At 71.4% G+C, this 26942-nt stretch carries 29 protein-coding genes; 15 read left to right on the forward strand and 14 right to left on the reverse strand.

The genetic code is table 11. The annotated features are described in order from the left end of the window. The first annotated feature begins 30 nt into the window (after positions 1-30). Together ABZ823_RS08305 and ABZ823_RS08310 are read left to right on the forward strand one after the other, a co-directional pair. On the forward strand, positions 31-375 hold the full coding sequence (locus tag ABZ823_RS08305; RefSeq protein WP_361655430.1) for a winged helix-turn-helix domain-containing protein: 345 nt from the start codon (positions 31-33) through the stop codon (positions 373-375). Positions 376-464: 89 nt separating this feature from the next. Beyond that, complete coding sequence (locus ABZ823_RS08310; protein ID WP_361655432.1) at positions 465-1259, forward strand: DUF6008 family protein; 795 nt, start codon at positions 465-467, stop codon at positions 1257-1259. A 630-nt stretch (positions 1260-1889) separates the two neighbouring features. Here the strand turns inward: ABZ823_RS08310 and ABZ823_RS08315 are convergent. Continuing rightward, positions 1890-2747 carry a 3-hydroxybutyryl-CoA dehydrogenase gene (locus ABZ823_RS08315; protein WP_361655435.1) on the reverse strand — a complete coding sequence of 286 codons (858 nt, stop codon included), beginning with the start codon at positions 2745-2747 and terminating at the stop codon, positions 1890-1892. A 222-nt stretch (positions 2748-2969) separates the two neighbouring features. Here ABZ823_RS08315 and ABZ823_RS08320 point away from each other — a divergent pair, with 222 nt between their 5' ends. Next, entirely contained in the window at positions 2970-4190 is a 1221-nt protein-coding gene (locus ABZ823_RS08320; RefSeq protein ID WP_361655437.1) for a family 10 glycosylhydrolase, read from the forward strand. Positions 4191-4266: 76 nt separating this feature from the next. On the opposite strand, the gene ABZ823_RS08325 is transcribed toward ABZ823_RS08320, so the two are convergent. Together ABZ823_RS08325 and ABZ823_RS08330 are read right to left on the reverse strand one after the other, a co-directional pair. Then, on the reverse strand, positions 4267-4473 hold the full coding sequence (locus ABZ823_RS08325) for a DUF1918 domain-containing protein (RefSeq protein ID WP_361655440.1): 207 nt from the start codon (positions 4471-4473) through the stop codon (positions 4267-4269). Positions 4474-4567: 94 nt separating this feature from the next. After that, positions 4568-5533 carry a DMT family transporter gene (locus ABZ823_RS08330; RefSeq protein WP_361655443.1) on the reverse strand — a complete coding sequence of 322 codons (966 nt, stop codon included), beginning with the start codon at positions 5531-5533 and terminating at the stop codon, positions 4568-4570. Between ABZ823_RS08330 and ABZ823_RS08335 the strand changes: the two genes are divergently transcribed. Continuing rightward, complete coding sequence (locus tag ABZ823_RS08335) at positions 5532-7028, forward strand: PLP-dependent aminotransferase family protein (RefSeq protein ID WP_361655445.1); 1497 nt, start codon at positions 5532-5534, stop codon at positions 7026-7028. The genes ABZ823_RS08330 and ABZ823_RS08335 overlap by 2 nt on opposite strands. 53 nt (positions 7029-7081) lie before the next feature. Next, a complete protein-coding gene (locus ABZ823_RS08340) occupies positions 7082-7669 on the forward strand; it encodes a histidine phosphatase family protein (protein ID WP_361655448.1) in 588 nt (195 codons plus the stop codon). Between the two features lie 11 nt (positions 7670-7680). Here ABZ823_RS08340 and ABZ823_RS08345 read toward each other — a convergent pair whose 3' ends face one another. Genes ABZ823_RS08345 through ABZ823_RS08355 form a run of 3 tightly spaced genes read right to left on the reverse strand, consistent with a single transcriptional unit; the run spans position 7681 to position 9011 of the window. Beyond that, entirely contained in the window at positions 7681-8133 is a 453-nt protein-coding gene (locus ABZ823_RS08345) for a DUF6314 family protein (protein ID WP_361655451.1), read from the reverse strand. Positions 8134-8151: 18 nt separating this feature from the next. Next, positions 8152-8589 carry a carboxymuconolactone decarboxylase family protein gene (locus tag ABZ823_RS08350; protein WP_361655454.1) on the reverse strand — a complete coding sequence of 146 codons (438 nt, stop codon included), beginning with the start codon at positions 8587-8589 and terminating at the stop codon, positions 8152-8154. Continuing rightward, positions 8586-9011 (reverse strand): MerR family transcriptional regulator, encoded by a 426-nt coding sequence (locus ABZ823_RS08355; RefSeq protein WP_361655457.1) that lies wholly within the window; start codon positions 9009-9011, stop codon positions 8586-8588. The genes ABZ823_RS08350 and ABZ823_RS08355 overlap by 4 nt, the downstream gene beginning before the upstream one ends. 507 nt (positions 9012-9518) lie before the next feature. On the opposite strand from ABZ823_RS08355, the gene ABZ823_RS08360 reads away from it, so the two are divergent. The 6 genes from ABZ823_RS08360 to ABZ823_RS08385 all read left to right on the forward strand — a co-directional run bounded on the left by ABZ823_RS08360 (position 9519) and on the right by ABZ823_RS08385 (position 14923). Further along, on the forward strand, positions 9519-9950 hold the full coding sequence (locus ABZ823_RS08360) for a GtrA family protein (RefSeq protein WP_361655460.1): 432 nt from the start codon (positions 9519-9521) through the stop codon (positions 9948-9950). 97 nt (positions 9951-10047) lie between these two features. Next, positions 10048-11076, forward strand: coding sequence for an N-acetyl-gamma-glutamyl-phosphate reductase (gene argC / locus ABZ823_RS08365; RefSeq protein WP_361655463.1), 1029 nt, complete (start codon positions 10048-10050; stop codon positions 11074-11076). After that, positions 11073-12224, forward strand: coding sequence for a bifunctional glutamate N-acetyltransferase/amino-acid acetyltransferase ArgJ (gene argJ / locus ABZ823_RS08370; protein WP_361655465.1), 1152 nt, complete (start codon positions 11073-11075; stop codon positions 12222-12224). Before argC ends, argJ begins: the two co-directional genes overlap by 4 nt. Beyond that, positions 12221-13138 (forward strand): acetylglutamate kinase, encoded by a 918-nt coding sequence (gene argB, locus ABZ823_RS08375; RefSeq protein ID WP_361655468.1) that lies wholly within the window; start codon positions 12221-12223, stop codon positions 13136-13138. The genes argJ and argB overlap by 4 nt, the downstream gene beginning before the upstream one ends. Next, positions 13135-14379: an acetylornithine transaminase gene (locus ABZ823_RS08380; protein WP_361655471.1), complete on the forward strand. Its 1245-nt coding sequence runs from the start codon at positions 13135-13137 to the stop codon at positions 14377-14379. Before argB ends, ABZ823_RS08380 begins: the two co-directional genes overlap by 4 nt. A 7-nt stretch (positions 14380-14386) precedes the next feature. Next, a complete protein-coding gene (locus tag ABZ823_RS08385) occupies positions 14387-14923 on the forward strand; it encodes an arginine repressor (protein WP_361655474.1) in 537 nt (178 codons plus the stop codon). 65 nt (positions 14924-14988) lie between these two features. Here the strand turns inward: ABZ823_RS08385 and ABZ823_RS08390 are convergent, their stop codons facing one another. The 5 genes from ABZ823_RS08390 to ABZ823_RS08410 all read right to left on the reverse strand — a co-directional run bounded on the left by ABZ823_RS08390 (position 14989) and on the right by ABZ823_RS08410 (position 20007). Further along, the gene (locus tag ABZ823_RS08390) at positions 14989-15777 is read right to left on the reverse strand and encodes an FAD:protein FMN transferase (RefSeq protein WP_361655477.1); all 789 of its coding nucleotides are present in this window, start codon (positions 15775-15777) and stop codon (positions 14989-14991) included. A 12-nt stretch (positions 15778-15789) separates the two neighbouring features. Then, positions 15790-16617, reverse strand: a complete 828-nt coding sequence (locus ABZ823_RS08395; protein ID WP_361655480.1) for an FMN-binding protein — start codon at positions 16615-16617, stop codon at positions 15790-15792. Positions 16618-16645: 28 nt separating this feature from the next. Next, positions 16646-17983 (reverse strand): ferredoxin reductase family protein, encoded by a 1338-nt coding sequence (locus tag ABZ823_RS08400; protein WP_361655890.1) that lies wholly within the window; start codon positions 17981-17983, stop codon positions 16646-16648. Positions 17984-18107: 124 nt separating this feature from the next. After that, entirely contained in the window at positions 18108-18650 is a 543-nt protein-coding gene (locus ABZ823_RS08405; protein ID WP_361655483.1) for an FMN-binding protein, read from the reverse strand. 7 nt (positions 18651-18657) lie between these two features. Then, entirely contained in the window at positions 18658-20007 is a 1350-nt protein-coding gene (locus tag ABZ823_RS08410; RefSeq protein ID WP_361655486.1) for a ferric reductase-like transmembrane domain-containing protein, read from the reverse strand. 231 nt (positions 20008-20238) lie between these two features. Here ABZ823_RS08410 and ABZ823_RS08415 point away from each other — a divergent pair, with 231 nt between their 5' ends. Continuing rightward, the gene (locus ABZ823_RS08415; RefSeq protein WP_361655489.1) at positions 20239-20979 is read left to right on the forward strand and encodes a response regulator transcription factor; all 741 of its coding nucleotides are present in this window, start codon (positions 20239-20241) and stop codon (positions 20977-20979) included. Further along, positions 20976-22478, forward strand: coding sequence for a HAMP domain-containing sensor histidine kinase (locus ABZ823_RS08420; protein ID WP_361655492.1), 1503 nt, complete (start codon positions 20976-20978; stop codon positions 22476-22478). Before ABZ823_RS08415 ends, ABZ823_RS08420 begins: the two co-directional genes overlap by 4 nt. Positions 22479-22511: 33 nt before the next feature. Here the strand turns inward: ABZ823_RS08420 and ABZ823_RS08425 are convergent, their stop codons facing one another. The 3 genes from ABZ823_RS08425 to ABZ823_RS08435 all read right to left on the reverse strand — a co-directional run bounded on the left by ABZ823_RS08425 (position 22512) and on the right by ABZ823_RS08435 (position 24101). Beyond that, positions 22512-23219, reverse strand: a complete 708-nt coding sequence (locus ABZ823_RS08425) for a L,D-transpeptidase family protein (RefSeq protein WP_361655495.1) — start codon at positions 23217-23219, stop codon at positions 22512-22514. A gap of 3 nt (positions 23220-23222) precedes the next feature. Continuing rightward, positions 23223-23810 (reverse strand): pyridoxamine 5'-phosphate oxidase family protein, encoded by a 588-nt coding sequence (locus ABZ823_RS08430; RefSeq protein ID WP_361655498.1) that lies wholly within the window; start codon positions 23808-23810, stop codon positions 23223-23225. A gap of 120 nt (positions 23811-23930) precedes the next feature. Then, a complete protein-coding gene (locus ABZ823_RS08435) occupies positions 23931-24101 on the reverse strand; it encodes a hypothetical protein (RefSeq protein WP_361655500.1) in 171 nt (56 codons plus the stop codon). A gap of 34 nt (positions 24102-24135) precedes the next feature. Here ABZ823_RS08435 and ABZ823_RS08440 point away from each other — a divergent pair, with 34 nt between their 5' ends. Together ABZ823_RS08440 and argH are read left to right on the forward strand one after the other, a co-directional pair. Then, a complete protein-coding gene (locus tag ABZ823_RS08440; RefSeq protein ID WP_361655503.1) occupies positions 24136-25329 on the forward strand; it encodes an argininosuccinate synthase in 1194 nt (397 codons plus the stop codon). Between the two features lie 109 nt (positions 25330-25438). Continuing rightward, the gene (gene argH, locus ABZ823_RS08445; protein WP_361655506.1) at positions 25439-26872 is read left to right on the forward strand and encodes an argininosuccinate lyase; all 1434 of its coding nucleotides are present in this window, start codon (positions 25439-25441) and stop codon (positions 26870-26872) included. Positions 26873-26942: the final 70 nt, after the last annotated feature.

A 26942-nucleotide genomic window follows, 5' to 3' on the forward strand; every position in this document is an offset into this window, starting at 1 on the left:
AGCAGGGCTCCGGGATGCCGCGCCGAACGGGTGAGTGAGCGCACGCCGATCGGCAAGAAGTTCCCTATCTGCCACAGCGTCTCCGGCGCGACGAGGTTGGTGCGCCGGCTCGGCTTCAGCCCGCAAGTGCCCGCACGGCGAGTCGTCCAGCGCGATGAGCGGGCTGTTTCCGGCTGGGAGGCGATTTGGGCCGAGGAGAAGGCAGTTCCCCTTCCCGGCGACCGTTGCGGCCGGCCGGGTACCGGCAGGGCTACGGCGGCACGATGTGCCGGGGCGCGCACCGCCCGCTCGGGTGACCGGTGCCGGCTACAACCCGGCCGGCACCTTTTGCGCACGCGGGGAGTGGTTGTTGGGGGTTGGGGGTGTTTAGCGTAGCGCCGGGCGCCTTTGTGGGTGGCTGTCCGGTGTCGGATGTCGGGTTCTGGGAGGGGGCGTTCATGGGTCACGCGGGTGGAGCGCACGGGATGGATGGTATGTCGGGTATGGGGGGTGGTGTGTCGTCGTGGGACACGCTGGGGGCGTTGTTGTTGACGGGGTGGGCGGTGGTGATGTGGGGGGCTGTCGTCGTCCTCGCTTTCGGGAGTCGTGGGCGGGTCAGGCCCTGGACGTACAAGACTGCCGTTGCTGTGATCGGGCTGGGTGTGATCGGTCAGGTCGGTCACTTCCAGGAGCATGTGGCGCAGGTGGGCTACTGGGTGGCTCACCCGTATTCGCCTGCTTGGATGACTCCGTGGGGGACCGGGCTGGCGCGTGGCATGGGGCAGGTGGATCCGGCCAAGCCGACGCTGGGTATGGAGATTCTGCATCTGGTTGGCAACTTCATCTTCCTTGCGGGGCTTGTCGGTGTCGCGCAGATCACGCGGCGGGCCGCTCGTGATCTCAGGTCGCGCAAGTGGGCCAGGATGGGTGTGTGGATGCAGACCGTCCATGGTCTGGAGCATGTCGCGTTGACTTTGTCCATTGCGTTCGGCGCCAGCCGTGCGATCGGGCTGTCGACCTGGTTCGGTCTGATCGAACCGGGTCCGGCGCTGGTGACATACCGGGTGTGGTGGCACTTCGTCGCCAACCTGATCGGTACGGTCATTCTGGTTGTCGCGGTCTACCACCTCTGGAAGGAGCGGCGCGCGGTCAGGGCGGCGTATGAGGGTCTTGTGCCTGACGCGTGCGAGACGGTGGAGGCCGTGGCTGGGGCTGCTGGGGCGCTCGGGGTTTCCGAGGAGGGCCCGGTGAGCGGGACGACCCTGGCCGGCCGCTCCTGAGGTCCGTGGTCGTGCACGCCACTGGGTGGTGCGGTGACCGATTCCTGCTGTGAGGCGGTGTGGCACCGCCTCACAGGGCATGCGGTGCCGGGCGGCCGCGCATGCGTCGTTGTCCCGGTACCGGCTGCCACCGGCTGCAGCGACCCGGCTCGCATGCCGTGGGCATCCCGGTGTCGGTCGCCGCCGGCCGCAGTGACCGGGCTTGTCCGCGGTGGGGTATCCGTCGGGCAGGCCGGGGGTTTTGGGGCGGTCGAGGATGTGTGCGGCCAGGGCGGCGGGGCGTGATGTGGACGGTAGCGGGCGGTGGGCCGGCCGCGGAGCACGAGATGTTCCGTCCGCCGGCTTCACCGCCTGTTTTGTTGCGGGGGTGGAGTGTGCCCTCCCGGCGGGCCGACGCGCGCTCGGACGCTGCTTCCCGGCGGGGGCGTTGCGTGCCGGTGGACCCGGGCACGCCCGTAGTCGGGGTGGGTGCAGCCCCGGTCGGGGGCCCGGCGGTTACTGGTTCCCGTGGTCGCTCGGATGAGGACCTGGCGGACGCCGCGAGAGTCTCCCGACAGCAGCGCCGCCGTAGGCGCTGGCCCGGGTGAATTCGCCCTGGAACAGCGCCACTTGGCGGCGTCGCCGCACTCGCTAGTAGGTGTAGAAGCCAGAACCCGTCTTGCGGCCCAGCCGGCCCGCCTCCACCATGCGCTGGAGCAGCGGGGGAGCGGCGTACAGAGGCTCCTTGTACTCCTCGTACATCGAGTGGGCGATGGAGACGATGGTGTCCAGGCCGATCAGGTCGGACAGCTTCAGCGGGCCCATCGGGTGGGCGCAGCCCAGCTCCATGCCGTTGTCGATGTCCTCGCGCCCCGCGATACCCGACTCGAACATACGGATGGCGGAGAGCAGATAGGGCACGAGCAGGGCGTTCACCACGAAACCGGAGCGGTCCTGGGCGCGGATCGCGTGCTTGCCGAGGAGCTTCTCCGCGAACAGCTGGGCCCGGCCGAGCGTGCCCTCGGACGTGGTCAGCGCCGGGATCAGCTCGACGAGCTTCTGCACCGGTGCCGGGTTGAAGAAATGGATGCCGACCACCTGGTCCGGCCGCGCGGTCGCGACCGCGAGCTTCACCAGCGGTATCGAGGAGGTGTTGGAGGCGAGGATGGCGTCCGGGCGGATCACCACCTGGTCGAGCACCTGGAAGATCTCCGTCTTGACCTGCTCGTTCTCGACGACCGCCTCGATCACCAGGTCGCGGTCCGCGAACTCGCCGAGGTCGGTGGTGAAGGTGAGGCGTGCCTCCGTCGCCTCCCGCTCCTCCTCGGAGATCTTGCCGCGCTCCGCCGCCTTGGCCAGGGAGCTGAACAGACGGGTCCGGCCGATCTCCAGGGCCTCGCCGGTGGTCTCGGCGACCTTCACGTCCAGTCCGGCGCGGGCGCACACCTCGGCGATGCCCGCTCCCATCTGGCCGCAGCCCACCACTCCGACGCGTTCGATGTCGGTCACATCGTCCCCTTAGCTGATCATCGGGCCTGGGGAGGGGGTCTGCGCACCACACCGGCTCGCGCGATCACAGGACGCCCTCTGGCAGGTCCCCCGTGGTTCGGTGCCTGCTTTCGACTCTGCACGTTACCCCCGGCGTGCCGGTGATCGATCGTCCGGGTCGGGCCCGCCCCCAGGGGATACGATCCGTGATCGGAAAGTTCCGGAGCGTATGGGGGTGCAGCTATGCCAGGGATGTCACGCCGGGCGTTCACGGTGGCCGCCCTGTCGACCCTGGCGTCGGCGGGTGATGCCGTCGCAGGACCACGCCGCGCGGCGGCCGGGGACATGCGGGGGATGTGGCTGGCGACCGTGTTCCGCCGCGACTGGCCCTCGCGGGCCGGACTGCCGCCCGCCGCGCAGCGCGCCGAGCTGTGCGCCCACCTCGACACCGCGGTACGGCGCCGGCTGAACACCGTCTTCTTCCAGGTACGCCCGTCGGCCGACGCGCTCTGGCCCTCGCCCTACGAGCCATGGTCCCAGTTCCTGACCGGCATCCAGGGTCAGGACCCCGGCTGGGATCCGCTCGGCACGGCGGTGCAGGAGGCGCACGCCCGGGGACTGGAGCTGCACGCCTGGTTCAACCCGTACCGGGTGGCCTCCCACACCGACCTCACGCGGCTCGCCGCCCGGCATCCCGCCCGCCGCAACCCGGACTGGGTGGTGGCCTACGGCGGCAAGCTGTACTACAACCCCGGACTGCCGCAGGTGCGCCTGTTCGTCGAGAAAGCGATCCTCGACGCCGTACGCCGCTATCCGATCGACGGAGTCCACTTCGACGACTACTTCTATCCGTATCCCGTCGAGGGCGGCGTCTTCGACGACGACGTGGCGTACGCGGCCTACGGCGGCGGGTTCACCAGCCGGGCTGCCTGGCGGCGGCACAACATCGACCTTCTGGTACAGGAGACCGCGACGCGCGTCCGCGCGCTCCGGCCGGCGGCGCGCTTCGGCGTCAGCCCCTTCGGAGTGTGGCGCAACGCCGACACCGACCCCCGGGGCTCGGACACCCGGGCCGGGGTGCAGACATACGACGACCTGTACGCGGACACCAGGAAGTGGGTGAGGTCCGGCTGGCTGGACTACATCTGCCCCCAGCTGTACTGGAACATCGGCTTCCGCGCGGCCGACTATGCGAAGCTCGTGCCCTGGTGGGCGGGGGAGACTCAGGGCACGCGCACACAGCTGTACGTGGGTGAGGCGCTCTACAAGGCCGGTGACCCGGCGCAGCCCCCCGCCTGGCAGGACCCCGCGGAACTCTCGCGCCACCTCACCCTGGCCAAGCGGTACCCGCAGGCGCGGGGACATGTCTTCTTCGCGGCCAAGGAGGTGGGGGCGGACCCGGCCGGGGCCATGGCGCGGATCGTCGCCGACCACTACGGCCGGCCGGCGAATCCTCCGCGCTGAGTCCGCGCCCGTACCGCCGTGCGTGATCCGACGGGCGGACTCGGCTCCGGTCCGGGCCCGGCCCGTCCGGTTTGCCCTACTGCCCGATCTGCTGACCCATCTCCTTGTGGCGGATCTCGGTGTCGGGTCCTGGTGAGCACACGCCTTCGTGTCCGTCCTGGAAGCGGACACGGTACGGCGGGGTGCCGTTCGTGCCCATCACTTCGACGATCTCACCGATCTTGTCGTGCTGCCCGACGGTCCTGCCGTGCTGCACCAGCTTGTCGCCCACGGTTGCGCGCATCTGGGGGCCTCCTCGTCACATGCGAGTGTCGGTCCGTGGCCGCGATCCACGGCCGGTGGCGCCGGTCGACCCGCTCCGCGCGCCCCCGCCCCGGTCAGGCCCGCGCCCGCTGGGTGACCGCGATACACACCAGCACCGCAGCGGCCGTCAGCGGTGCGGCCGGAGTGAGCTGCTCGCCGAGGAGCACTACCGACCACACCAGTGTGAGCAGCGGCTGTGCCAGCTGCAACTGGCTGGCCCGGGGGATTCCGATGGCCGCCATGCCGCGGTACCAGACGAACAGTCCGAGGAACTGGGAGCCCGCCGCCACCCACAGCAGGCCCGCCACGCCGTGGGCCGTGAGGTGGACGGGTTCGTGGGAGAGGGCGATGAGCGTGGCCGGCACGCTGAGCGGCAGGCACAGCACCAGGGCCCAGCCGATGACCTGCCAGCCGGGCATCACCCGGGCCAGCCGGCCGCCCTCGGTGTAGCCCGCGGCGCAGACCAGCAGCGCACCGAAGAGATAGGCGTCCGCGCCGGTCAGCGCGCCCCCGCTCTGCTGCACGGTGAACGCGATGACGGCCGCGGCGCCGGCCAGGGCGGCGAGCCAGAAGGTACGGGAGGGGCGGGCGCCGACGCGCAGGGCGGAGAAGAGCGCCGTCGTGAGCGGGAGCAGTCCGACGACCACCGCGGCGTGCGCCGTGCTCGAGGTCTGCAGGGCGAGGGTCGTCAGCAGAGGGAAACCGAGCACGACCCCGGCCGCGACCACCGCGAGTCCCGCCCGGTGCCGCCGCGCGGGCAGCGGGACCCGCAGCGCGAGCAGGCACCCACCGGCGATGACCGCGGCCAGCACACTGCGCATCGCCACGAGCGACCAGGGCCCGAACCCTTCCAGTCCCCAGGCGGTGGCGGGAAACGTCAGGGAGAAGGCCACGACCCCGAGGGCGGCCTGAAGCGTGCCCCCGTACCGCGGGGCCGGGCCTGCCGTCCCGACCCGCCGTACCCGCCCGCGGGCCGTGCCGCCGTTCGTCTGTGCGGCCGCTATCGACCTACTACCGGTAGCGCTATCCTGTGCTCTCATGCAAGAGCGTAGCAGTGTCCGGGAATTGGCGAGCAGACTGCGGTCCGAGATAAACCGCTACTCGCCAGGGGAGAAGCTGCCGTCCAGTCGGGCGCTGGTCGAGCGCTTCCGCGTCAGCCCGGTGACCGTCTCCCGTGCGCTCGCGCAGCTGGCCGCCGAGGGGCTCGTGGTCACGCGGCCCGGAGCCGGCGCCTATCGGACCGAGCCGCGCGCGGCGGCCCCGACGGTGGGCGACACCGCCTGGCAGGAGGTCGCGCTCAGCGCGGAGGCCGCCGCCGAACTCGTGCCCCGGAGCGTCGATGCCTCCGGAGTGCTGCACTCCCTGGCCGCCCCGCCCGCCGGCGTGGTCGAGTTCAACGGCGGCTATCTGCACCCGGGACTGCAACCGGAGCGCGCGATGGGCGCGGCCCTGTCGCGGGCCGGGCGCCGCCCCGGCGTGTGGGCCCGGCCACCCGTGGAGGGCGTGCCCGAGCTGCGCGAGTGGTTCGCACGGGGCATCGGCGGCGCGATCACCGCCGCCGACGTACTGATCACGGCCGGCGGCCAGTCCGCGCTGACCACCGCACTGAGGGCACTGGCGCCGCCCGGCGCACCCGTGCTGGTCGAGTCGCCCACCTACCCCGGCATGCTGGCGATCGCCCGCGCGGCGGGCCTGCGACCCGTGCCCGTGCCGGTCGACGCGGACGGAATGAAACCGGACCTGCTCGCCGACGCCTTCCGGGCGAGCGGGGCCCGCCTCGTCGTCTGTCAGCCGCTGTTCCAGAACCCCACCGGCGCCGTCCTCGCACCGGAGCGCCGGCGCGAGGTGCTGCACATCGCGCGCGAGGCCGGCGCGTTCGTCGTCGAGGACGACTTCGTACGGCGGCTCGCGCACGAGGACGCCGGTCCGCTGCCGGCCCCGCTGGTCGCCGAGGATCCCGACGGTGTCGTCGTGCACGTGTCCTCACTCACCAAGGCCACCTCGCCCAGCTTCCGGGTCAGCGCGCTGGCCGCACGCGGCCCGGTACTGGAGCGGCTGCGGGCGATCCAGGTCGTCGACACCTTCTTCGTGCCGCGCCCGCTCCAGGAGGCCGCCCTGGAACTCGTCGGCTCGCCCGCCTGGCCCCGTCATCTGCGCGCCGTCGCCGCCGAGCTGAAGCACCGCCGGGACACGATGACCGCCGCCCTCGGCCTGCACCTGCCCGAACTCGCGCCGGCGCACATCCCCTCCGGCGGCTACCACCTCTGGACGCGCCTGCCCGACGGCACCGACGAGCCGTCCCTCGTCGCGGGCGCCCTCCGCGCGGGCGTGGCGGTCACGCCCGGCCGCCCCTACTTCAGCGCCGAACCCCCCGCCGCCCACCTCCGGCTGAGCTTCGCGTCCGTCGCCGGGGCGGGGGAGATCGTGGAAGGCGTACGGCGTCTGCGTGCCGCCTGCGACGAGGTGTTCGGGCCCCGCGAGGACGAAACCCATGGTCACGCCCTCGGTGACCCCCGGGGGCGATACCCTTGGTAACTCCTGAGTAACGCCCCCTTGACCTGCGCACTTGCGGGTCCCACGATCGCCCTGTGCATGTTCGGGTCACGTTCGTCGCCGCCGCGCGCTGCTCCTCCTTGCTCGCCGAGCGATTCGAGGACGACCGCCCGCTGGACCAGGCGGGCTGGGACGAGGTGCAGTGGGCCGCCGGAGATCTGGCGCAGCTGGCGGCGGCCGAGCTGCGCTACTGCTCGCCCGCGCCGCGCAGCCGGGCGACCGGGGACGCGCTCGGGTACGCCCCGCTGGTGCAGCCCGCGCTGCGGGACTGCGACATGGGCCGCTGGCGCGGATTCACGCTGGGCGAGGCGATGGCGCGGGAGCCGTCGATGGTGGACGCCTGGCTCTCCGATCCCCGCTCCACGCCACACGGCGGCGAGTCGCTGGCCGCGTTCATCTCCCGGGTGGGCGGCTGGCTGGAGACACGCCCGGTGGACGACGGCAGCCGCATCGTGGCCGTGGCGGAGCCGTCGGTGGTCCGGGCCGCCGTCGTGTACGCGCTGAGGGCTCAGCCGTCGTCGTACTGGAACATGGACGTCCGCCCCCTGTCGACGGTCACGCTCGCCGGACGCGACGGCCGCTGGAACCTCCGCCTGGAGCCGGCGGCCCGCAGGCGGGGGTGAGTGAGGGGGCACTAGCCACCGCGTGTGTAGTCGGTGGTCAGGACCAGGTCCTTCGTGGGCCCGGCGACACGCCACTTGGTGCGCCAGTGGTCCGCGTCCTGGACCGTGAACTCGCCCCGGTACAGGTCCGCCGCGCAGGGATGGTCGGCGACATGGCGGCCGGTGGTGAGATCGAGGTCGTGGAACGGGCGGCCGTCCGCGAAGCGCACCCGCGCGGTGCCGGCGGAGTCCCCCGGCAGGAACCACAGCCTCCGCTCGGCGGGACGCGGCGTGCCCCGCCAGACGAACGTGCCCGACTCGTGGTGCAGGAGCCCGTCGCCGCCGTCCTCCAGCGGCGAGAACACCGTCGTCCCCGTGAAGCGCCCTTCCTCACCGCTCGCCAGGTCGCGTACGACCCGCGCCACGTTCCACCGTCCGGCGAGATGGGCGAGCACGTCCCGCACGGGCCAGAACCTGGAATCCATACCGTCGACCCTATGGGATCAAGCGGTGGCGGCGGATCCCGCGGTGGGCTGCTGCCCGAGGGGCAGAAGCCCACGCTCGGCGAAGACCTTCTTCGCGGCGAGTGTCGCGTTCAGTGCCCTCGGTATGCCGCAGTAGACGGCGGAGTGCAGCAGCGCCTCGACGATCTGCTCGGGGGTCAGGCCGACATTCAGCGCCGCGTTGACGTGCACGTCGAGTTCCAGCTCGCAGCCGCCGAGCGCGGTGAGCATGCCCAGGGTCACCAACTGGCGGTCGCGCGGGGCGAGCGCGGACCGGTCGTACATCTCGCCGAAGGCCCAGGCGACGATCTGGTGGCCGAGCTCGGGGTTGATGTCGGCGAGCGAGTCGACGACCCGCTGACCGGCCTCGCCGTCGACTCTGCGCAGGACCTCCAGGCCGTGGGCGAAGCGGTCCTCACGGGTGGTGCTCTGGCTCATATCGGTTCGTCCGTTCCCGGCTGCCGCTCGAGGAGCAGCCGTTCGTAGTGGTCGATCTTGGTGTCCAGGACGGCGGCGGTGCGCCGCAGCGCGCGGATCCGCTCGGCCAGGTCGGCACGGTGCGCGCGGAGCATCGCCAGCCGGTCGGCCACGGTGCTGTCACCCCGAGCCCGCAGCCCGGCGAAGCGCTGCATGTCCGCGATCGACATCCCCGTCTCGCGCAGCCGCAGCAGGAACTCCAGCCAGGCCAGGTCGGCCGCCTCGTAGCGCCGCTGGTTGCCGGTGGTCCGGCCGACCCGCTCGATCAGGCCCGCCTTCTCGTAGTAGCGCAGGGTGTCGTGGCTGAGACCGGTGCGCTCGGCGACCTGGGCGATCGTCAGGGTCGGCTCGCGGCCCGGCGGGAGAGGCTGTCCGCTGGTCATGGAAAGACCGTAGAACCTGGAGCGCGCTCCAGGTCAAGCGGGCGCCGACGACCGGAGTTGCACTTGGCCGTCACTTTCCGTACTGCTTTTGTTCGCCCAATGGCAATGGAAACCCTTGAATGGCTCACCCCGTATTCGGAATTCATCCTTTCACTTTCCGCGGGCGACACAACCATCGGGAAGAACCACCTGTCTACGTGGGCGAAACAAGCGAAAGGCGGGGAGTGGCGCCCCCGAACGAGACGACCTACGTCCCAATTCTCTGGGGGCCTGTCAGCAATGCCTTGCCCGACCCAGTCAACGGTCGAATCAGCCGGCCGTGGAATTGCTCGCGGGAACGCGCGACGCCGACCGGACAGGGAGAGGGTGTGAAACCCGCCATCCCTCCCGACCGGCGGATCCGGCCGACGCACGCCGCCGCCCTGCTCGCGGCGGTCATCACCGTCACCGCGTCCTGCGGACGGAAGACTGCACGGTGCGCGGCACGACGAAGGACCTCATTCCCTGATGCGTACCGTACTCACGCGTCCGATGGCGAGGCAGATCTTTAATTTCGCCATGGTCGGCGTCGTCAACACCCTGACTTATTACGGGCTCTACCTCCTGTTTCTCGTCCGTCTTCCTTATCTTGCCGCGCATATTCTCGCGTTCATCCTCAGCATGATCGGATCTTTTTTCCTCAATGCTCGGTTCACCTACCGCACGCGGCCGACCTGGCGTAAATTCATGCTGTTCCCCCTGACGAATGCCACCAATTTCCTGGTCACGACGGCGGGTGTCTACGTGATCGTCGACGTCCTCCACGCCGGGAGCCGATTCGCCCCACTGCTCGCCTCCGCCGCGGCGATTCCCGTGACCTTCGTCGTCTCCCGCACGATCATGCTGCCCAAGGACGAAGGTGCCGCCGCGGGCGCCCCCTCACGCGCTCCTGTGCGGTGACGCGGCCCGGCGGTCACCATCGAGAGAGAGGCTCGGCCTCCAGGATTGCATAAACGTGCAGCGATACGTATAGTCATGCCATCCAGGAGGAGGTTCCATGACGGTACGTGCGGCGGTCGCCGGAGCGAGCGGATACGCGGGCGGGGAGCTGCTGCGGCTGCTCCTGGCCCACCCCGAGATCGAGATCGGCGCCCTGACCGGGAACTCCAACGCCGGTGAGCGGCTGGGCGCGCTCCAGCCGCACCTGCTGCCCCTGGCCGACCAGGTGCTCCAGGAGACCGGACCCGATCATCTCGCAGGGCACGACGTCGTCTTCCTCGCCCTGCCCCACGGCCAGTCCGCCGCGGTCGCCGAGCGGCTCGGGGCGGAGGTGCTCGTGATCGACATGGGTGCGGACTTCCGGCTGGAGGACGCGGCCGCTTGGGAGAGGTTCTACGGCTCACCGCACGCCGGGACCTGGCCCTACGGCCTTCCCGAACTGCCGGGCGCCCGCGCCGCGCTGGAGGGGTCCAAGCGCATCGCGGTGCCCGGCTGCTATCCGACGGCCGTCTCGCTCGCACTCTTCCCCGCCTACACGGCGGGCCTCGCCGAGAACGAGGCCGTGATCGTCGCCGCCTCGGGCACCTCCGGCGCCGGCAAGGCGCCCAAGCCGCATCTGCTCGGCAGCGAGGTCCTGGGCTCGATGTCCCCGTACGGCGTCGGAGGCGTGCACCGGCACACCCCCGAGATGATCCAGAACCTCAGTGCGGCGGCCGGCGAGACCGTGTCCGTCTCGTTCACCCCGACCCTGGCGCCCATGTCCCGAGGCATCCTGGCCACGTGCAGTGCGAAGGCGAACCCCGGCGTCACCGCCGAGTCCGTCCGCGCCGCCTACGACAAGGCCTTCGCCGACGAGCCCTTCGTCCATCTGCTCCCCGAGGGGCAGTGGCCCGCCACCGCGTCCGTCCACGGTTCCAACGCCGTTCAGGTGCAGGTCGCATACGACGCCGCCGCGCACCGCATCATCGCGATCAGCGCCATCGACAATCTGGCCAAGGGCACCGCGGGCGGTGCCGTGCAGAGCATGAACATCGCCCTCGGGTTCGACGAAACCACCGGGCTTTCCACGATCGGAGTCGCACCGTGAGTGTCACGGCAGCAAAAGGGTTCACGGCGGCCGGTATCGCCGCCGGGATCAAGGAGAACGGTAACCCGGACCTGGCCCTCGTAGTCAACAACGGGCCCCGCCGCGCCGCCGCGGGCGTCTTCACCTCCAACCGCGTGAAGGCCGCGCCGGTGCTGTGGTCCGAGCAGGTCCTCAAGGCCGGCCAGGTCTCCGCGGTCGTCCTCAACTCCGGCGGCGCCAACGCCTGCACCGGCCCTAAGGGCTTTCAGGACACCCACGCGACGGCGGAGAAGGCCGCCGACGTCCTCGGCCGGGGCGCCATCGAGGTCGCCGTCTGCTCGACCGGCCTCATCGGCGTCCTGCTCCCCATGGACAAGCTGCTCCCGGGCATCGATACGGCCGCCGCCCAGCTGTCCGAGCACGGCGGCGAGAAGGCCGCCATCGCCATCAAGACCACGGACACCGTCCACAAGACCTCCGTGGTGACCCGGGACGGCTGGACCGTGGGCGGCATGGCCAAGGGCGCGGGCATGCTCGCTCCCGGCCTCGCCACCATGCTCGTCGTCCTCACCACCGACGCCGAGGCCGACAACGAGACCCTGGACAAGGCGCTGCGCGCCGCCACCAAGGTCACCTTCGACCGCGTCGACTCCGACGGCTGCATGTCCACCAACGACACCGTCCTCCTCCTCGCCTCCGGGGCGTCCGGCGTCATCCCGGAGTACGAGGAATTCGCGGACGCCGTCCGGGAGGTCTGCGCCGGCCTGGGCCGCCAGCTCATCGGCGACGCCGAGGGCGCCAGCAAGGACATCAAGGTCGAGGTCGTGGGCGCCGCGACCGAGGAGGACGCCGTGGAGGTGGGCCGTTCCATCGCCCGCAACAACCTCCTCAAGTGCGCGATCCACGGCGAGGACCCCAACTGGGGCCGTGTCCTGTCGGCGATCGGCACCACCGGGGCCGCCTTCGAGCCCGACCAGCTCAACGTCGCCATCAACGGTGTCTGGGTCTGCAAGAACGGTTCCGTGGGCGAGGACCGCGAGCTGGTCGACATGCGCTACCGCGAGGTGCACATCGTCGCCGACCTCGCCACCGGCACCGAGACCGCCACCATCTGGACCAACGACCTCACCGCCGACTACGTCCACGAGAACAGCGCCTACTCCTCATGAGCACCGGAACGACGCGTAAACACACCGCCCTGCCCAAGGCCCAGATCCTCATCGAGGCGCTGCCCTGGCTGACCCGTCACCACGGCAAGATCGTGGTCATCAAGTTCGGCGGGAACGCCATGGTGAACGACGAGCTGAAGGCCGCCTTCGCCCAGGACGTCGTCTTTCTGCGGCACGCCGGCCTCAGGCCCGTCATCGTGCACGGCGGCGGCCCCCAGATCAGCGCGGCCCTCGACCGGCACGGCATCCCCACCGAGTTCAAGGCGGGCCTGCGCGTCACCACAGAGGACGCCATGGACGTCGTACGGATGGTGCTGGCCGGTCAGGTGCAGCGCGAGCTGGTCGGGCTGCTCAACCAGCACGGTCCGTTCGCGGTCGGCCTCACCGGCGAGGACGCGCACACCATCACCGCCACCAGGCACCGGCCCGAGATCGACGGCCGACCGGTCGACATCGGGCGGGTGGGCGAGATCACCGCGATCGACACGGGCGCGATCGAGGCGCTGCTCGCCGACGGCCGGATCCCGGTCGTGTCCTCGATCGCCCGCAGTCAGGACGACGGACATGTCTACAACGTCAATGCTGATACGGCGGCTGCGGCACTCGCTGCGGCTCTGGGCGCCGAAACCCTCGTGGTCCTCACGGACGTCGAGGGACTCTACGAGGACTGGCCGAACTCCGACGAGGTGATCAGCCGTCTGACCGCTTCCCAGCTGGAGAAGCTGCTGCCGGAGCTGTCCTCCGGAATGGCCCCGAAGATGGAGGGCTGTCTGTTCGCCGTGCGCAACGGCGTCACCACCGCCCGCGTCCTCGACGGCCGGGTCCAGCACTCGATCCTGCTGGAGATCTTCACCGACGAGGGCATCGGCACGATGGTCGTGCCCGACGAATACGCTCAGGGGGTCTCCGAATGACTGGTACGACCGGAATCACCGCCGACTCCGGGGGCCTCGCGCACTCCGCCAACGAGGAGCTGACTCAGCGGTGGCGGGGGGCGCTCATGAACAACTACGGCACCCCGAGGCTGCCCCTCGTCCGCGGCGAGGGCACCAGGCTGTGGGACGCGGACGGCAAGGAGTACCTCGACTTCGTCGGCGGCATCGCCGTCAACGCGCTCGGTCACGCCCACCCCGCCGTCGTCGAGGCGGTGGGCAGGCAGATCGCCTCCCTCGGCCATGTCTCCAACCTGTTCATCGCCGAACCGCCCGTCGCCCTCGCCGAACGGCTGCTCCAGCTCTTCGGCCGGGACGGGAAGGTGTTCTTCTGCAACTCCGGCGCCGAGGCCAACGAAGCCGCCTTCAAGATCGGCCGGCTCACTGGACGCACCCACATGGTCGCCACCGACGGCGGTTTCCACGGCCGCACCATGGGCGCCCTCGCCCTCACCGGCCAGCCCGGCAAGCAGGAGCCGTTCCTGCCGCTGCCCGGCGAGGTCACGCATGTCCCCTACGGCGACGCCCAGGCGCTGGCCGCCGCGGTCACCGAGGACACCGCCCTCGTGATCATCGAGCCCGTCCAGGGCGAGAACGGGGCCGTCGTCCCGCCCGCCGGCTACCTCAAGGCGGCCCGGGCGATCACCGCCGCCACCGGGGCGCTGCTCGTGCTCGACGAGGTGCAGACCGGTGTCGGCCGCACCGGGCACTGGTTCGAGTACCAGGCCCACGAGGGTGTCCTGCCGGATGTGGTCACGCTGGCCAAGGGCCTCGGCGGCGGGCTGCCGCTCGGCGCCACCGTCGCCTTCGGCCGAGCCGCCGAGCTGCTCAGGCCCGGCCAGCACGGCACGACCTTCGGCGGCAACCCCGTCGCCTGCGCCGCCGGGCTCGCCGTCCTCGACACCATCGCGGCCGAGGGACTCCTGGAGAACGTCAAACGGCAGAGCGAGCGACTGCGGGAGGGAATCGAGGCGCTGGGGCACCCGCTGATCGACTATGTCCGGGGTGCGGGCCTGCTCCTGGGTATCGTGCTCAGCGAGCCGCTCGCGCAGCAGGCGCAGCAGGCGGCTCAGGACGCCGGTTTCCTGGTGAACGCGCCCGCCCCGAACGTCGTACGGCTGATGCCGCCGCTGAACCTCGGCAATGACGACGTGGCGGCCTTCCTCCAGGCGCTTCCCGGTGTCCTCGACGCAGTGAACGGGGACGGACGATCCGGAGAATGAGACGACGATGACCCAGGCGCAGGACCACGAGCACACGGGACCAGCCGTGCCGCAGACCCGCACCGCGCGCCACCGCCGGATCGTGGACATCCTCAACCGGCAGCCGGTGCGCTCCCAGAGCCAGTTGGCGAAACTCCTCGCCGACGACGGGCTGAACGTCACTCAGGCGACGCTCTCCCGGGACCTGGACGAGCTGAACGCGGTGAAGATCCGCAACACCGACGGCGACCTCATCTACGCGGTTCCCAGCGAGGGCGGCTTCCGCACCCCTCGCGCACCGCTGGGCGGGTCGGCGAAGGAGGAGAGGATGCGGCGCCTGTCCCAGGAGCTGCTGATCTCCGCGGAGGCGTCCGCGAATCTCGTGGTCCTGCGCACCCCGCCGGGTGCGGCGCAGTTCCTCGCCTCGGCGATCGACCAGGCGGAACTGCACGACATCCTCGGCACGATCGCCGGTGACGACACCCTGCTGCTGATCAGCCGGGATCCCACCGGGGGCCAGGCGCTGGCGGACCACTTGCTGCGGCTGGCGCAGGCCGGGCACTGATACGGAAGAACCCGGACATACGGGGAGGACGCACCGGCTCCGGTGCGTCCTCCCCGTATGTCCGGTCATCCCAGCCGTGCCGCCAGCCCACCCGTGCACCGCACCTCGTCGCCCGCCGTGATCAGCAGCGCCTCCACGTCCGGCAGCGACTCAAGCCAGGCCAGCCCCTCCCGCGAGCCCATGGCGAACGCGGCCGTCGCCCAGCAGTCGGCCCAGGTCAGCCGGGGCGCCACCACGGTCACGGCGACCAGGTCGGTCACCGCCGAACGGCCGGTACGCGGATCCACGATGTGCGCGCCGCGCTCCGCGGTCCCGGACGTGGCCACGGCCAGCTCGTCGCTGCCGGCCGCGGAGACCACCCCGGCGAGCCCGCCGGGGCGCAGCGGATCCGACACACCGACCCGCCAGGGGCGGTGCGGCCCGGGCACCCCGTACAGCTGTACGTCCCCGCCGCCGTTGACGCTCACCCCGCTCGCCCCGGCCGCCGCCAGCCGCCGGGCCGCCCGTTCGACCGCCCAGCCCTTGACGATGCCGGTCGGGTCGACCCGGCCCTCGTAGCGCGTGCTGAACCAGCCGCCGCTGCGCCGCTGCGCCTCGGCACCCAGCGCGAGCACCTCGGCAACCTCCGGATCGCACTCCTCGATGGTCACCTCGCCCCGGGCGAGCCGTGAGATCTGGCTGTGCTCCCGGTAGGTGCTGAACACCTCGTCCACGCGGTGGAGCTCGGCGATCGCCTCCTCCAGCGCGGTGCGTACGGCCTCGGGCTCACCGCCGCGCACATCGAAGGAGACGACGGTGCCCATCACCTCTTCCGTGTGGCGCAGCGCGGGCGGTGCCGCGGCGGGATCGGTCACCTGTCCGGCCACTCAGCCACCGGCCTTGTCCAGGGCCGATTGCAAGGACCGCTTGTATCCGGCGCTGGTATAGGTCGCGCCGGACACCGCGTCGATGTTCGCGCTCTGCGCGGCGACCGCCTCCTGGTTGAGCCGGGGGACGGCCAGCGCGGTCTTCTGGTCGCTGACCCCGCCCTTGGGCGCCTGGACCGCCTGGGCTTTGGTGATCTTTCCGCCGCTCAGCGTGAGACGCACCTGGACATCGCCGTACTGGGTGTGTGCCACGCTCCCCGTGACCGTACGCGCCTGGGCCGACGACCCGGAGCCTCCCGCGGAACCGGAACCGGAACCGGAACCGGAACCGGAACCGCCCGCCGCGCCGGAGGTCCCCCCACCCGAGGCGGCCTTCGCCTTGTCGATCGCCGACTGCAACGACTGCTTGTAGCCGCCGCTCGTGTAGGTGGCGCCCGAGACCGCGTCGATGTTGGCGCTCTGCGCGGCGACCGCCTCCTGGTTGAGCCGGGGGACGGCCAGCGCGGTCTTCTGGTCGCTGACCCCGCCCTTGGGCGCCTGGACCGCCTCGGCTTTGGTGATCTTTCCGCCGTCCAGCGTCAGACGCACCTGGACATCGCCGTACTGCGTCCTGGCCACATCGCCGGTGACGGTCTGCGTCCCCGTCTGCCGCCCGCTGCCGCCCTGCGGCGACTCCTGGGCCGCGGCCGTCTGCTGCGGCGCGGCTCCGCCCGCCGCCTGGGCCGAGGCCGGATCCGACGCCGGCTTCAGCGACAGCAGCAGAACGATCCCTGACACGGTGGCGGCGCCGGCGAGTACGGCACGCCTGAGGGGGTGGGTCTTCCTCATCGCTCCCAAAGCTCCTGAATCCCGTCGCTCACATCTCGAACGACTCGTGATGGATGCGGCGGGCGGGAACCCCCGCGCCGCGCAGTGCTTCGAACACCTGCTGTGCGAAGCCGGGCGGTCCGCACATGAAGACGTCGTGGTGGTCGATGTCCGGCAGCTTCCGGCGCAGGGTGTCCGCCGAGATGTCCGGGCGCTCCCCGTCCGGGCTGTTGACCGCGTACATCAGCCGGGCGCCGCGCTCCTCGGCGATCTGGGCCAGCTCGTCCCACAGGGCCAGGTCCTGGGTGGTGTTGGCCCGGTAGAGGAGGGTCAGATCGCCGGGTGCGCCGGGCAGTGTCTCGAACAGCGCCCGCATCGGCGTGATGCCGACACCACCGGCCACCAGCAGCACCTTGCCGCGGCTGCGCCGGGCCGCCGTCAGCGCGCCGTAGGGCCCCTCCGCCCACACCCGGGTGCCCGGCTGAAGGTCCCGCAGCGCGGAGCTGTGGTCGCCGATCGCCTTCACCGTGATGCGGAGCATCTGGGGGCGGGGTGCCGCCGACAGCGAGTACGGGTGCGAGCTGAACCGCATACCTGGCGCGAGGAAGCGCCACCGGAAGAACTGCCCGGCCTCCGCGCCCATCCGGTGCAGCTTCCGCCCCGTCATCAGCACCGAGACGACGCCGGGCGTCTCCTCGATGACCGCCTCCACCCGCAGCCGGTGGCGCAGGTTCAGCCGGATCGGCGTGAGGATGCGGTACCAGATCACCAGCGCGGTCACCGAGCCGTAGAGGGCGTACCAGGCGGTCTTGGCCGCGGGCTGGGCGGCGAACTCGTTGCCGGTCGACAGCTGGTGCCAGAAGGACAGATAGGTGGCCGCGTAAGTGAGCAGGTGGACGTGATACCACAGGTCGTACGAGATTCTGCGGCGGATCGGGCCGATCGAGATCAGCCCGATGAGCACCAGCAGGCCCGTGCCGATGGTGGCCTTGCCGACGTCCGGCAGCTGGTCGACCGAGTCGATGGTCTGCTGCACGATCCCGCCCAGCCCCTTGCCGTTCTGCAGGGCGTACCCCCACATGGTCAGGAAGAGGTGGGCGAGGACCAGGCAGATGGTGTACCGGCCGGTCATGGCGTGCCAGCGCGCGACCCGGTCGGAGCCGACCCGCCGCTCCAGCGCGGGCACCCGCGCCATCTGGAGCACGACCAGCGCCATCAGATAGCCGGCGAGCAGGCCGGTGATCCGCCCCGCGTTGAGGATCCTGCTGTTGTTGTCGGCGATGGACGGGGTGTTCGCCCACCACAGCCAGATGACGCCCGCCGCGCCCGCCCAGACCGCGACCAGAAGCGGGACGGCAGGGGAGCGGCGAGGGCGGATGGCGCGCATCGTCTGGCGCCGCGCGGCGCGGCCACCGGCGATCGTGGACACGGTCTCCTCCGTGTTCCTCCATGGGACGGGTGAGGCCAGCGGCCCCCTTGGCCCAGAGGTACGTGCCGTACCTGCCCCGCGTTCAAAGTCCCGCGGAGTCAAGGGCGGACTGGAGTGACGCACGGTAACCCTCGCTGGTGTAGCTGGCGCCCGAGACCGTGTCGATGCTCGCGCTCTGGGCGGCGAGGGCCTCCCTCCTCAGCTGGGGCAGCGCATAGCTGTTGATCTCCTGGTCCCTCGGGTTGTCCCGGGGGTAGTCGACCGCCGCGACGTCGGTGATCCTGCCGTTCGTCACCGTGACGCGGACCTGGACGGGGCCCCACCGGGTCTGCACGGAGGTCCCGGTCACGGTCTTGGTGCCGGCGGACGCACCGGACCCCCCGGAACCGGTGGATCCACTCGAGGCGCTCGAACCGCCCGAGGCGCTCGACCCCGCTGATCCGCCGGAACCGTTCGATCCACCCGGGACGCCCGACGCGCCGGAACCCGACGGCGGCGGCGCGCCCACCGCGACGGACGGTGACACATGCGGCTTCAGCGACAGCAGCATCACCATGCCGGACACCGTGGCGGCGCTCGCCAGCACGATCCGCCGCAGCGGGCTCTTCCTCTTCAACGGGTGCATGACGCCCTCACAGCTCGAACGACTCGTGATGGATACGGCGGTCCGGGACCCCGGCCGCCCGTAGCGCCTCGTACATGTCCTCGGCGAACCCGTGCGGACCGCACAGAAAGACGTCGTGGTCGGCGAGTTCGGGCACCGAGCCGTGCAGCGCGCCCGGTGTCAGACGCGGGCGCGAGCCGTCCTCGCCGTTGAGGGCGTACAGCACCCGGGCGCCGCGCCACCGGGCTATGGCCTCCAGCTCGCCGCCCAGTGCCAGGTCCTCGGCCGAGCGCGCCCGGTACAGCAGCGTCACCTCGCCCGGCAGCGTCTCGAACAGGGCGCGCAGCGGGGTGATCCCGACTCCGCCCGCGATCAGCAGCGACTTGCCGGTGGTCCGCCGGTCGGCGGTCAGCGCTCCGTACGGGCCCTCCGCCCACACCCGGGTGCCCGGCCGCAGCAGGGCGACCGACGTGCTGTGGTCGCCGAGCGCCTTGACGGTGATGCGCAGCTGCGTACGGCGAGGCGGTGCGGACAGGGAGTACGGCGTCGAGGTCCAGCGCAGGCCCTCCGTGAGAAACCGCCAGCGGAAGAACTGCCCCGGCTCCGCGCCCAGCTCGTCCAGCCGCCGGCCTCGCACGACCACGGACCACACGCCCGGCGCCTCCTGGTGCACCGCCTCCACCCGCAGCCGGTGCCGCAGGTTCAGCCGCACCGGGCCGAGGACCCGGAACCACACCACGAGGGCCGCGACACCCAGGTACAGCGCGTACCAGACACCCTGCGCGAGGGCGCTCCCGGCGAACTCCGCGCCCAGTGCCAGCTGGTGGCCGAAGGCCAGGAACACCGCGGCGTAGGTCAGGAGGTGCACGTAGTACCAGAACTCGTGGCCGGTCCGTCGGCGGACGGCGCGCATCGACGTGATCCCGACCGCGAACAGGATGACCGTCCCGAGGGTCGCCTTGATCATCTCCGGGTAGTCGAGGACCACCGTGAGCGTCTCGCGCACAAGCGAGACCCGGTCCTGAGCGGCATACCCGGCGATGATCAGGACGATGTGCGCCACCAGCAGACAGACCGTGTACCGCCCGGCCATCGCGTGCCAGCGTGACACCCGGTCCGAGCCGATCCGCCGCTCCAGGAGCGGAACCCGGGCCATCAGCCCGACCAGGACCGCGCAGGCGTATCCGCACAACAGCCCCGCGATCCGTCCGGCCCCGGTGAGCCAGCCGGCGGTGCCCACCACCGATTGGGTGTTCTGCCACCACAGGGTGACCACGGCGGCCGCCCCGGCCCACAGGGCGCCCAGCAGCGGGGAAGCGGGGGAGCGCCGGACGATCGGCGGCACGGGCGGCGCCTGCTGCCGGTACACCGTGGTCATGAGGGGTTCCTTTCGGGCGTCGAGAACGCAACTGTGCAGGCGGAAGTTCTGAGGACGCTCTGAGGGACATGAGTCACTCCTGAGCCGGAGCAGCCTGCGGGGGTGGCTGCGCGCCGGTCACTCGGGGCGGGGTGCCGGGCACTCGTGGCGCACGGTGCCGGGCGCTCATAGCGAACTCAGAGGCTCCGGCGGCACCGGCCGCCTCCGACAGGGGTCATCCTGGTAAGTGCGATGAACACACCACGATCCGGCCGCCCCGCGCTCTCCCGTCCCGACGGCACGCCCGTGCGCGTCCTTGTCGTCGACGACGACCCGGACCTCGCCGAGGTGCTGTCCGGGGCCCTGCGCTACGAGGGCTGGGACGTGCGCACGGCCGACGACGGGGCCGCCGCCGTCGCCCAGGCACGGGACCTCCTGCCCGACGCCGTCGTCCTGGACGTGATGCTGCCGGACACCGACGGTTTCGGGGTACTGCGTTCCCTGCACGGGGTGAAGCCGGATGTGTGTGTGCTGTTCCTCACCGCCCGGGACGCCGTCGAGGACCGCATCGCCGGCATCACCGCGGGCGGTGACGACTATGTGACCAAGCCGTTCAGCCTGGAGGAGGTCGTCGCCCGGCTGCGCGGACTGCTGCGCCGCGCCGGCATGGCGCGGCAGCTCGAGGAGGGCCCCCGGCTCGCCGTCGGCGACCTGGTCATGGACGAGGAGGCCCGGGAGGTCACCCGGGCCGGTGACCTGATCGAGCTGTCGCCCACCGAGTTCGAACTGCTGCGCTTCCTGATGCGCAATCCGCGGCGCGTGCTCAGCAAGGCCCAGATCCTCGACCGGGTGTGGTCGTACGACTTCGGCGGCCAGGCCCACGTCGTGGAGCTGTACATCTCGTATCTGCGCAAGAAGGTGGACTCCGGCCGCGAGCCCATGATCCACACCGTGCGCGGGGCGGGATACGTGCTCAAGCCGGTGGCCCGGTGAAGGCCGTGCTGTCGGCGGCGGTACGGCGCGTGCGGCGCGTGCCCCGGCCGCGGACCCTGCGGGCCCGGCTCACGGCCGGGCTCGTCGTGCTGCTGGCGCTCGGCTGCGCCGCCGTCGGGGTCGCCGCCGTCGTGGAGCTGAACGGCTTCCTCACCGGGAGGCTGGACCAGCAGTTGCGCGATGTCGGAGCACGGTTCCCGGCGAGCCTCGAGCACGCCGTCGCACCGTCGGACCACGACGGCGACGAACACGGTGACACACGCAAGCAGTCCGCCGGCACCTTCGGCGCCCGGCTGGTCGGCGACACGGTCACCAATGCGGCGGTCGTGCGCCCCGGCACCCAGAGCACCGGTCTGAGCGCCCCGCTGAGCGCCCGGGACGAGCGCACGCTTGCGGCCGTCCGCACGGACGGCAGGGGCCACAGCGTCCATCTGTCGGCCCTGGGCGATTACCGGATGACGGCGGCGACCGGCCGCGACGGCGACGTCCTGGTCACCGGGCTTCCGCTGGAACCGGTGGAGGCCGCGGTGCACCGGCTGGAACTCGTGGCCGCCGTCGTCTTCGGCGCGGCACTCGCGGTCGCCGGGGTCGCGGGCGCCGTCTGGGTGCGCTGGTCCCTGCGACCGCTCAGCCGGGTCGCCGACACCGCCGTCCGGGTCAGCGAAGTGCCGCTCGCCAGCGGTGAGGTCGCGCTGCCGCCGCGCGCCCCCGAGGGCGATCCGCGCAGCGAGGTGGGCCGCGTCGCCACCGCCTTCAACCGCATGCTCGGCCATGTCGAGGACGCGCTGACCAAGCGGCACGCGAGCGAGGAACGGCTGCGCAGCTTCGCCGCCGACGCCAGTCACGAGCTGCGTACTCCGGTTGCCTCGGTCCGCGGCCACGCCGAACTGGCGCTGCTGCACCCGGTCCCGGTCCCGTCCGAGGTGAACCGTGCCCTGGAGCGGATCGCCGCCGAGTCGGCGCGCATGGGGGAAATGGTCGACGATCTGCTGCTGCTGGCCCGGCTGGACGCCGGCCGCCCGCTGGAGCGCCGTCCCGTCGACCTCACCCGACTGGTCCTCGACGCGGTCACGGACGCGCGCGCCGCGGGCCCGGGGCACCGCTGGACGATGGAGCTGCCCGAGGAGCCGGTGACGGTGACCGGCGACACCCACCGGCTCCAGCAGGTGCTGGCCAATCTGCTGGCCAACGCGCGTCTGCACACACCTGTGGGCACCCGGGTGGTCGTATCGCTGGAGACCGAGGGCACCACGGCCGTCCTCACGGTCCACGACGACGGCCCCGGAGTGCCCGGCGACATCCGCCCCGGCGTCTTCGAACGCTTCACCCGGGCCGACCACCGCCGGCGCCCGGACCACCCCGGCGGCGGTGCGGGGCTGGGCCTGTCGATCGTGGCGGCGGTGGCGGAGGCGCACGGGGGGACGGTGGAGCTGGACAGCCGTCCCGGCGCGACGGCGTTCACCGTACGGCTGCCGGGTGACGGGGCCGGTGGCGAGTGACCGCGGGACGGGCGCCCGGGCCCCGGGGCGGGGTCAGTAGCGCGTGAGCGCGGTGGCCCCGGTGGTCGTTCCGATGGCCATGTGCGGCGCCCGCGCGGGATCCGCCCAGGCCAGGATCCGCCGCATCGCGTCGCCGGGCACCGACACACAGCCCGACGTCGCCGCCTTGCCGTTGACGTGCAGGAAGATCCCGGCGCCGCGTCCGCGCACCGGGGCGTGGTAGTTGAAGCCGATGACCATGGCGTGGGAGTACTGCGGGTCGTATGCGCTGAGGTGTTCCGCCTCCGAGGCCCGGCAGTCGGCGGGGAGGGGCTCCGTCCAGCGGTTGTAGGAGCGCGAGTCGTTGTCCTGGCACCACCAGGAGCTCTGGTGCACCCGGCGGTAGGGCACCCTGGTCCCCGCGGGGGCCGCCGCGATGCCGAACGCGAACGGCAGGTCGTACAGCCCCGTAGGAGTCGTGCTGGTGCCCTGTGTGCGCGAGCCGCCCTCCACCAGGCCCCGCGCGCCGAAGCGCGCGGCCGCCGAACCCGCCTTCACCCACTGCCCGCCCCGGCGGTCCCACCAGGTGACCGTGCCAGAGGTCGCGGCGGCCGTGGGCGCCTGCGCGGTGATCAGCTGGCTGCCGCCGCCGGTGTCCGCCATCCGCCCGGGGAGCGGGACCTCCCCGGCGGGGTACGGCGCGGCAGCGAGCAGCAGGAGGAGGGGAGCGGAGGCGAGGGCGGCGACGACACCGGAGCGCATGGCTCAGAACGTAGAGGGCGGCAGCGGCAACGGCAGTCCCGGCAGGCCGTCGAGGCTGGTTCCGATGTGTTCTTTCCTCCGGAAGTACGCATCGAGGGAGGCGTCGTCCTCGCGCGCGAAGCGCTTGGCGTGCAGATCGCGGTCCTCCTGGTACGCCATGAAGGGAACCGCGTAGCCACAGGTGTCCCGGATCCGCTCCGCGGTCACGACGATGATCGCGCGCAGGCCGTGCGGGGCCGGGGCGATGTCCGGGAAGTGCGCGAGGAGATCCCGGAAGCGCGGGTCGTCGCGGAAGACCGGCTCCCCCCGGCCGTGCACCCGCACGATGTTCGGAGGTCCCTGGAAGGCGCACCACATCAGGGTGATCCGGCCGTTCTCCCGCAGGTGCGCGATGGTCTCGGCGTTGGATCCGGCGAAGTCGAGGTAGGCCACGGTGAGGTCGTCGACGACGGCGAACGACCCCTTGAGCCCCTTCGGGGAGAGGTTGACCGTGCCGTCGGCGGCGAGGGGGGCGGTGGCGGTGAAGAACAGGGGCTGTGCCTCGATGAACGTCCGCAGTCTGCCGTCTATGCGCTCATAGGTTTTTCCCATGCCGCCGATTATCGGCTGAGATCTTTCGCCTGTCTAAGGAATTGCGGCTTCCGCTGGGCCCTTCGGGGGGGTCCGTGGCCGCCCCGGCCGGCGCGCGGGGCGGCCACGGTGCCTGTCACGTCACTCGGTGAGCGTGCAGGCGGCCAGGGAGTAGGCGGCCAGGCAGTCCAGGCCCCGGCGAGAGATACGGGCAAGCCGTTTCGGCGGTTCACGGAGTTCTGAGATCTCCTCTCGAACCCTCGCCACGACCCCGATGGGATTGACGAACCATGCAGCCTCCTGCATACTCATGCATATCAGCGAATGCACTGTGAGGGAGAAACCCGTGACCGAGCGCGTCGTACTCGCCTACTCCGGCGGTCTGGACACCTCCGTCGCCATCGGCTGGATCGCGGAGGAGACCGGCGCCGAGGTCATCGCCGTCGCCGTGGACGTCGGTCAGGGCGGGGAGGACCTGGACGTCATCCGCAAGCGAGCGCTCGCGTGCGGTGCCGTCGAGGCCGAGGTCGCCGACGCCAAGGACGAGTTCGCCGACGAGTACTGCCTCCCGGCGATCAAGGCCAACGCCCTCTACATGGACCGCTACCCGCTGGTCTCCGCCCTGTCCCGGCCGACGATCGTCAAGCACCTGGTCGCCGCCGCCAAGAAGCACGGCGCCACCACGGTCGCCCACGGCTGCACCGGCAAGGGCAACGACCAGGTCCGCTTCGAGGCCGGCATCGTCGCCCTCGCCCCCGACCTCAAGTGCATCGCCCCCGTCCGTGACTACGCGATGACCCGCGACAAGGCCATCGCCTTCTGCGAGGCCAAGGGCCTGCCGATCGCGACCACCAAGAAGTCCCCGTACTCCATCGACCAGAACGTCTTCGGCCGGGCCATCGAGACCGGCTTCCTCGAGGACATCTGGAACGCCCCGATCGAGGACATCTACGAGTACACCTCCAACCCGGCCGAGCCTCGCGACGCCGACGAGGTGGTCATCACCTTCAAGGAGGGCGCCCCGGTCGCCATCGACGGCAAGCCCGTCACCGTCCTCCAGGCCATCCAGCAGCTCAACGAGCGGGCCGGCGCCCAGGGCATCGGCCGGATCGACATGGTCGAGGACCGGCTCGTCGGCATCAAGTCCCGCGAGGTGTACGAGGCTCCGGGCGCGATCGCCCTGATCACCGCCCACCAGGAGCTGGAGAGCGTCACCGTCGAGCGTGAACTCGCCCGCTACAAGCGGCAGGTCGAGCAGCGCTGGGGCGAACTGGTCTACGACGGCCAGTGGTTCTCCCCGCTCAAGCGCGCCCTGGACGGCTTCATCGCCGAAGCGAACCAGCACGTCTCCGGGGACATCCGTATGACCCTGCACGGCGGCCGCGCGGTCGTCACCGGCCGGCGCTCCCAGGAGTCGCTGTACGACTTCGACCTCGCGACCTACGACACCGGCGACACGTTCGACCAGTCCGCGGCCAAGGGCTTCATCGACATCTACAGCCTGTCGTCCAAGATCGCCGCCAAGCGGGACCTCGCGTAGGGCGCGGGCCCCTGGCACCGCCCGACAGACACGCATGAGCCTGACCGCCGCCTCCTCACTCCCGGGTGGGGAGGCGGTGGCACATCCCCACCTTCCGAGGAGCACAGAGTTGAGCAGCAACAGCGGTGACGTACGGCTCTGGGGCGGCCGTTTCGCCGACGGTCCCGCCGAGGCCCTGGCCAAGCTGTCCGCGTCCGTCCACTTCGACTGGCGGCTCGCGCCGTACGACATCGCCGGTTCCCGCGCCCACGCGCGCGTGCTGCACAAGGCGGGGCTTCTCACGGACGACGAGCTGACCCGGATGATCGCGGGCCTCGACCGGCTGGAAGCCGACGTGGCCTCCGGAGACTTCGTGGGCACCATCGCCGACGAGGACGTCCACACCGCCCTGGAGCGCGGCCTCCTCGAACGCCTCGGCCCCGACCTCGGCGGGAAGCTGCGCGCGGGCCGCTCCCGCAACGACCAGGTCGCCACCCTCTTCCGGATGTATCTGCGCGACCACGCCCGCGTCATCGGCGGCCTGATCGCCGACCTCCAGGACGCGCTGATCGGATTGGCCGAGGCCCACCCGTACGTGGCGATGCCCGGCCGCACCCACCTCCAGCACGCCCAGCCGGTGCTCTTCGCCCACCACGTGCTCGCCCATGCGCAGTCCCTCTCCCGGGACGCCGAGCGGCTGCGCCAGTGGGACGAGCGGACCGCCGTGTCGCCGTACGGCTCCGGCGCCCTCGCGGGCTCCTCCCTCGGCCTGGACCCGGAGGCGGTGGCCGAGGACCTCGGCTTCGAGCGCGGCAGCGTCGGCAACTCCATCGACGGCACGGCCTCCCGCGACTTCGCCGCCGAGTTCGCCTTCATCACCGCGATGATCGGCGTCAACCTCTCCCGGATCGCCGAGGAGGTCATCATCTGGAACACGAAGGAGTTCTCCTTCGTCACCCTCCACGACGCCTTCTCCACCGGCTCCTCGATCATGCCGCAGAAGAAGAACCCGGACATCGCGGAGCTGGCGCGCGGCAAGAGCGGCCGTCTGATCGGCAATCTGACGGGTCTCCTCGCCACCCTCAAGGCCCTGCCGCTCGCGTACAACCGCGACCTCCAGGAGGACAAGGAACCGGTCTTCGACTCCATCGACCAGCTCGAGATCCTGCTCCCGGCCTTCACGGGCATGATGGCCACGCTGACCGTGCACCGCGAGCGCATGGAGGAGCTGGCCCCGGCCGGTTTCTCGCTCGCCACGGACATCGCCGAGTGGCTGGTCAAGCAGGGTGTGCCCTTCCGGGTGGCGCACGAGGTCGCCGGCGAGTGCGTGAAGGCCGCGGAGGCCGAGGGCAAGGAGCTGGACGAGCTGACGGACGAACAGTTCGCCAAGATCAGCGCCCATCTCACCCCGGAGGTCCGTACCGTCCTCGACGTCCCCGGTGCCCTCGCCTCCCGCGACGGCCGCGGCGGAACGGCCCCAAGTGCGGTCGCCGTCCAGCTCGCCGAGGTGAAGGCGGACGTGGCGGCGCAGCACGCGTGGGCCACCGCGCGGCAGAGGAAGTAGCGGGCGTACGGGGAGGGGCGGCGCGGGCTACGTTGGGTCCGAGCCGCAAGGAGCCGACCGAACGGGAGCC

The organism is Streptomyces sp. NPDC047079 (assembly GCF_040643755.1).
GTDB lineage: Bacteria > Actinomycetota > Actinomycetes > Streptomycetales > Streptomycetaceae > Streptomyces.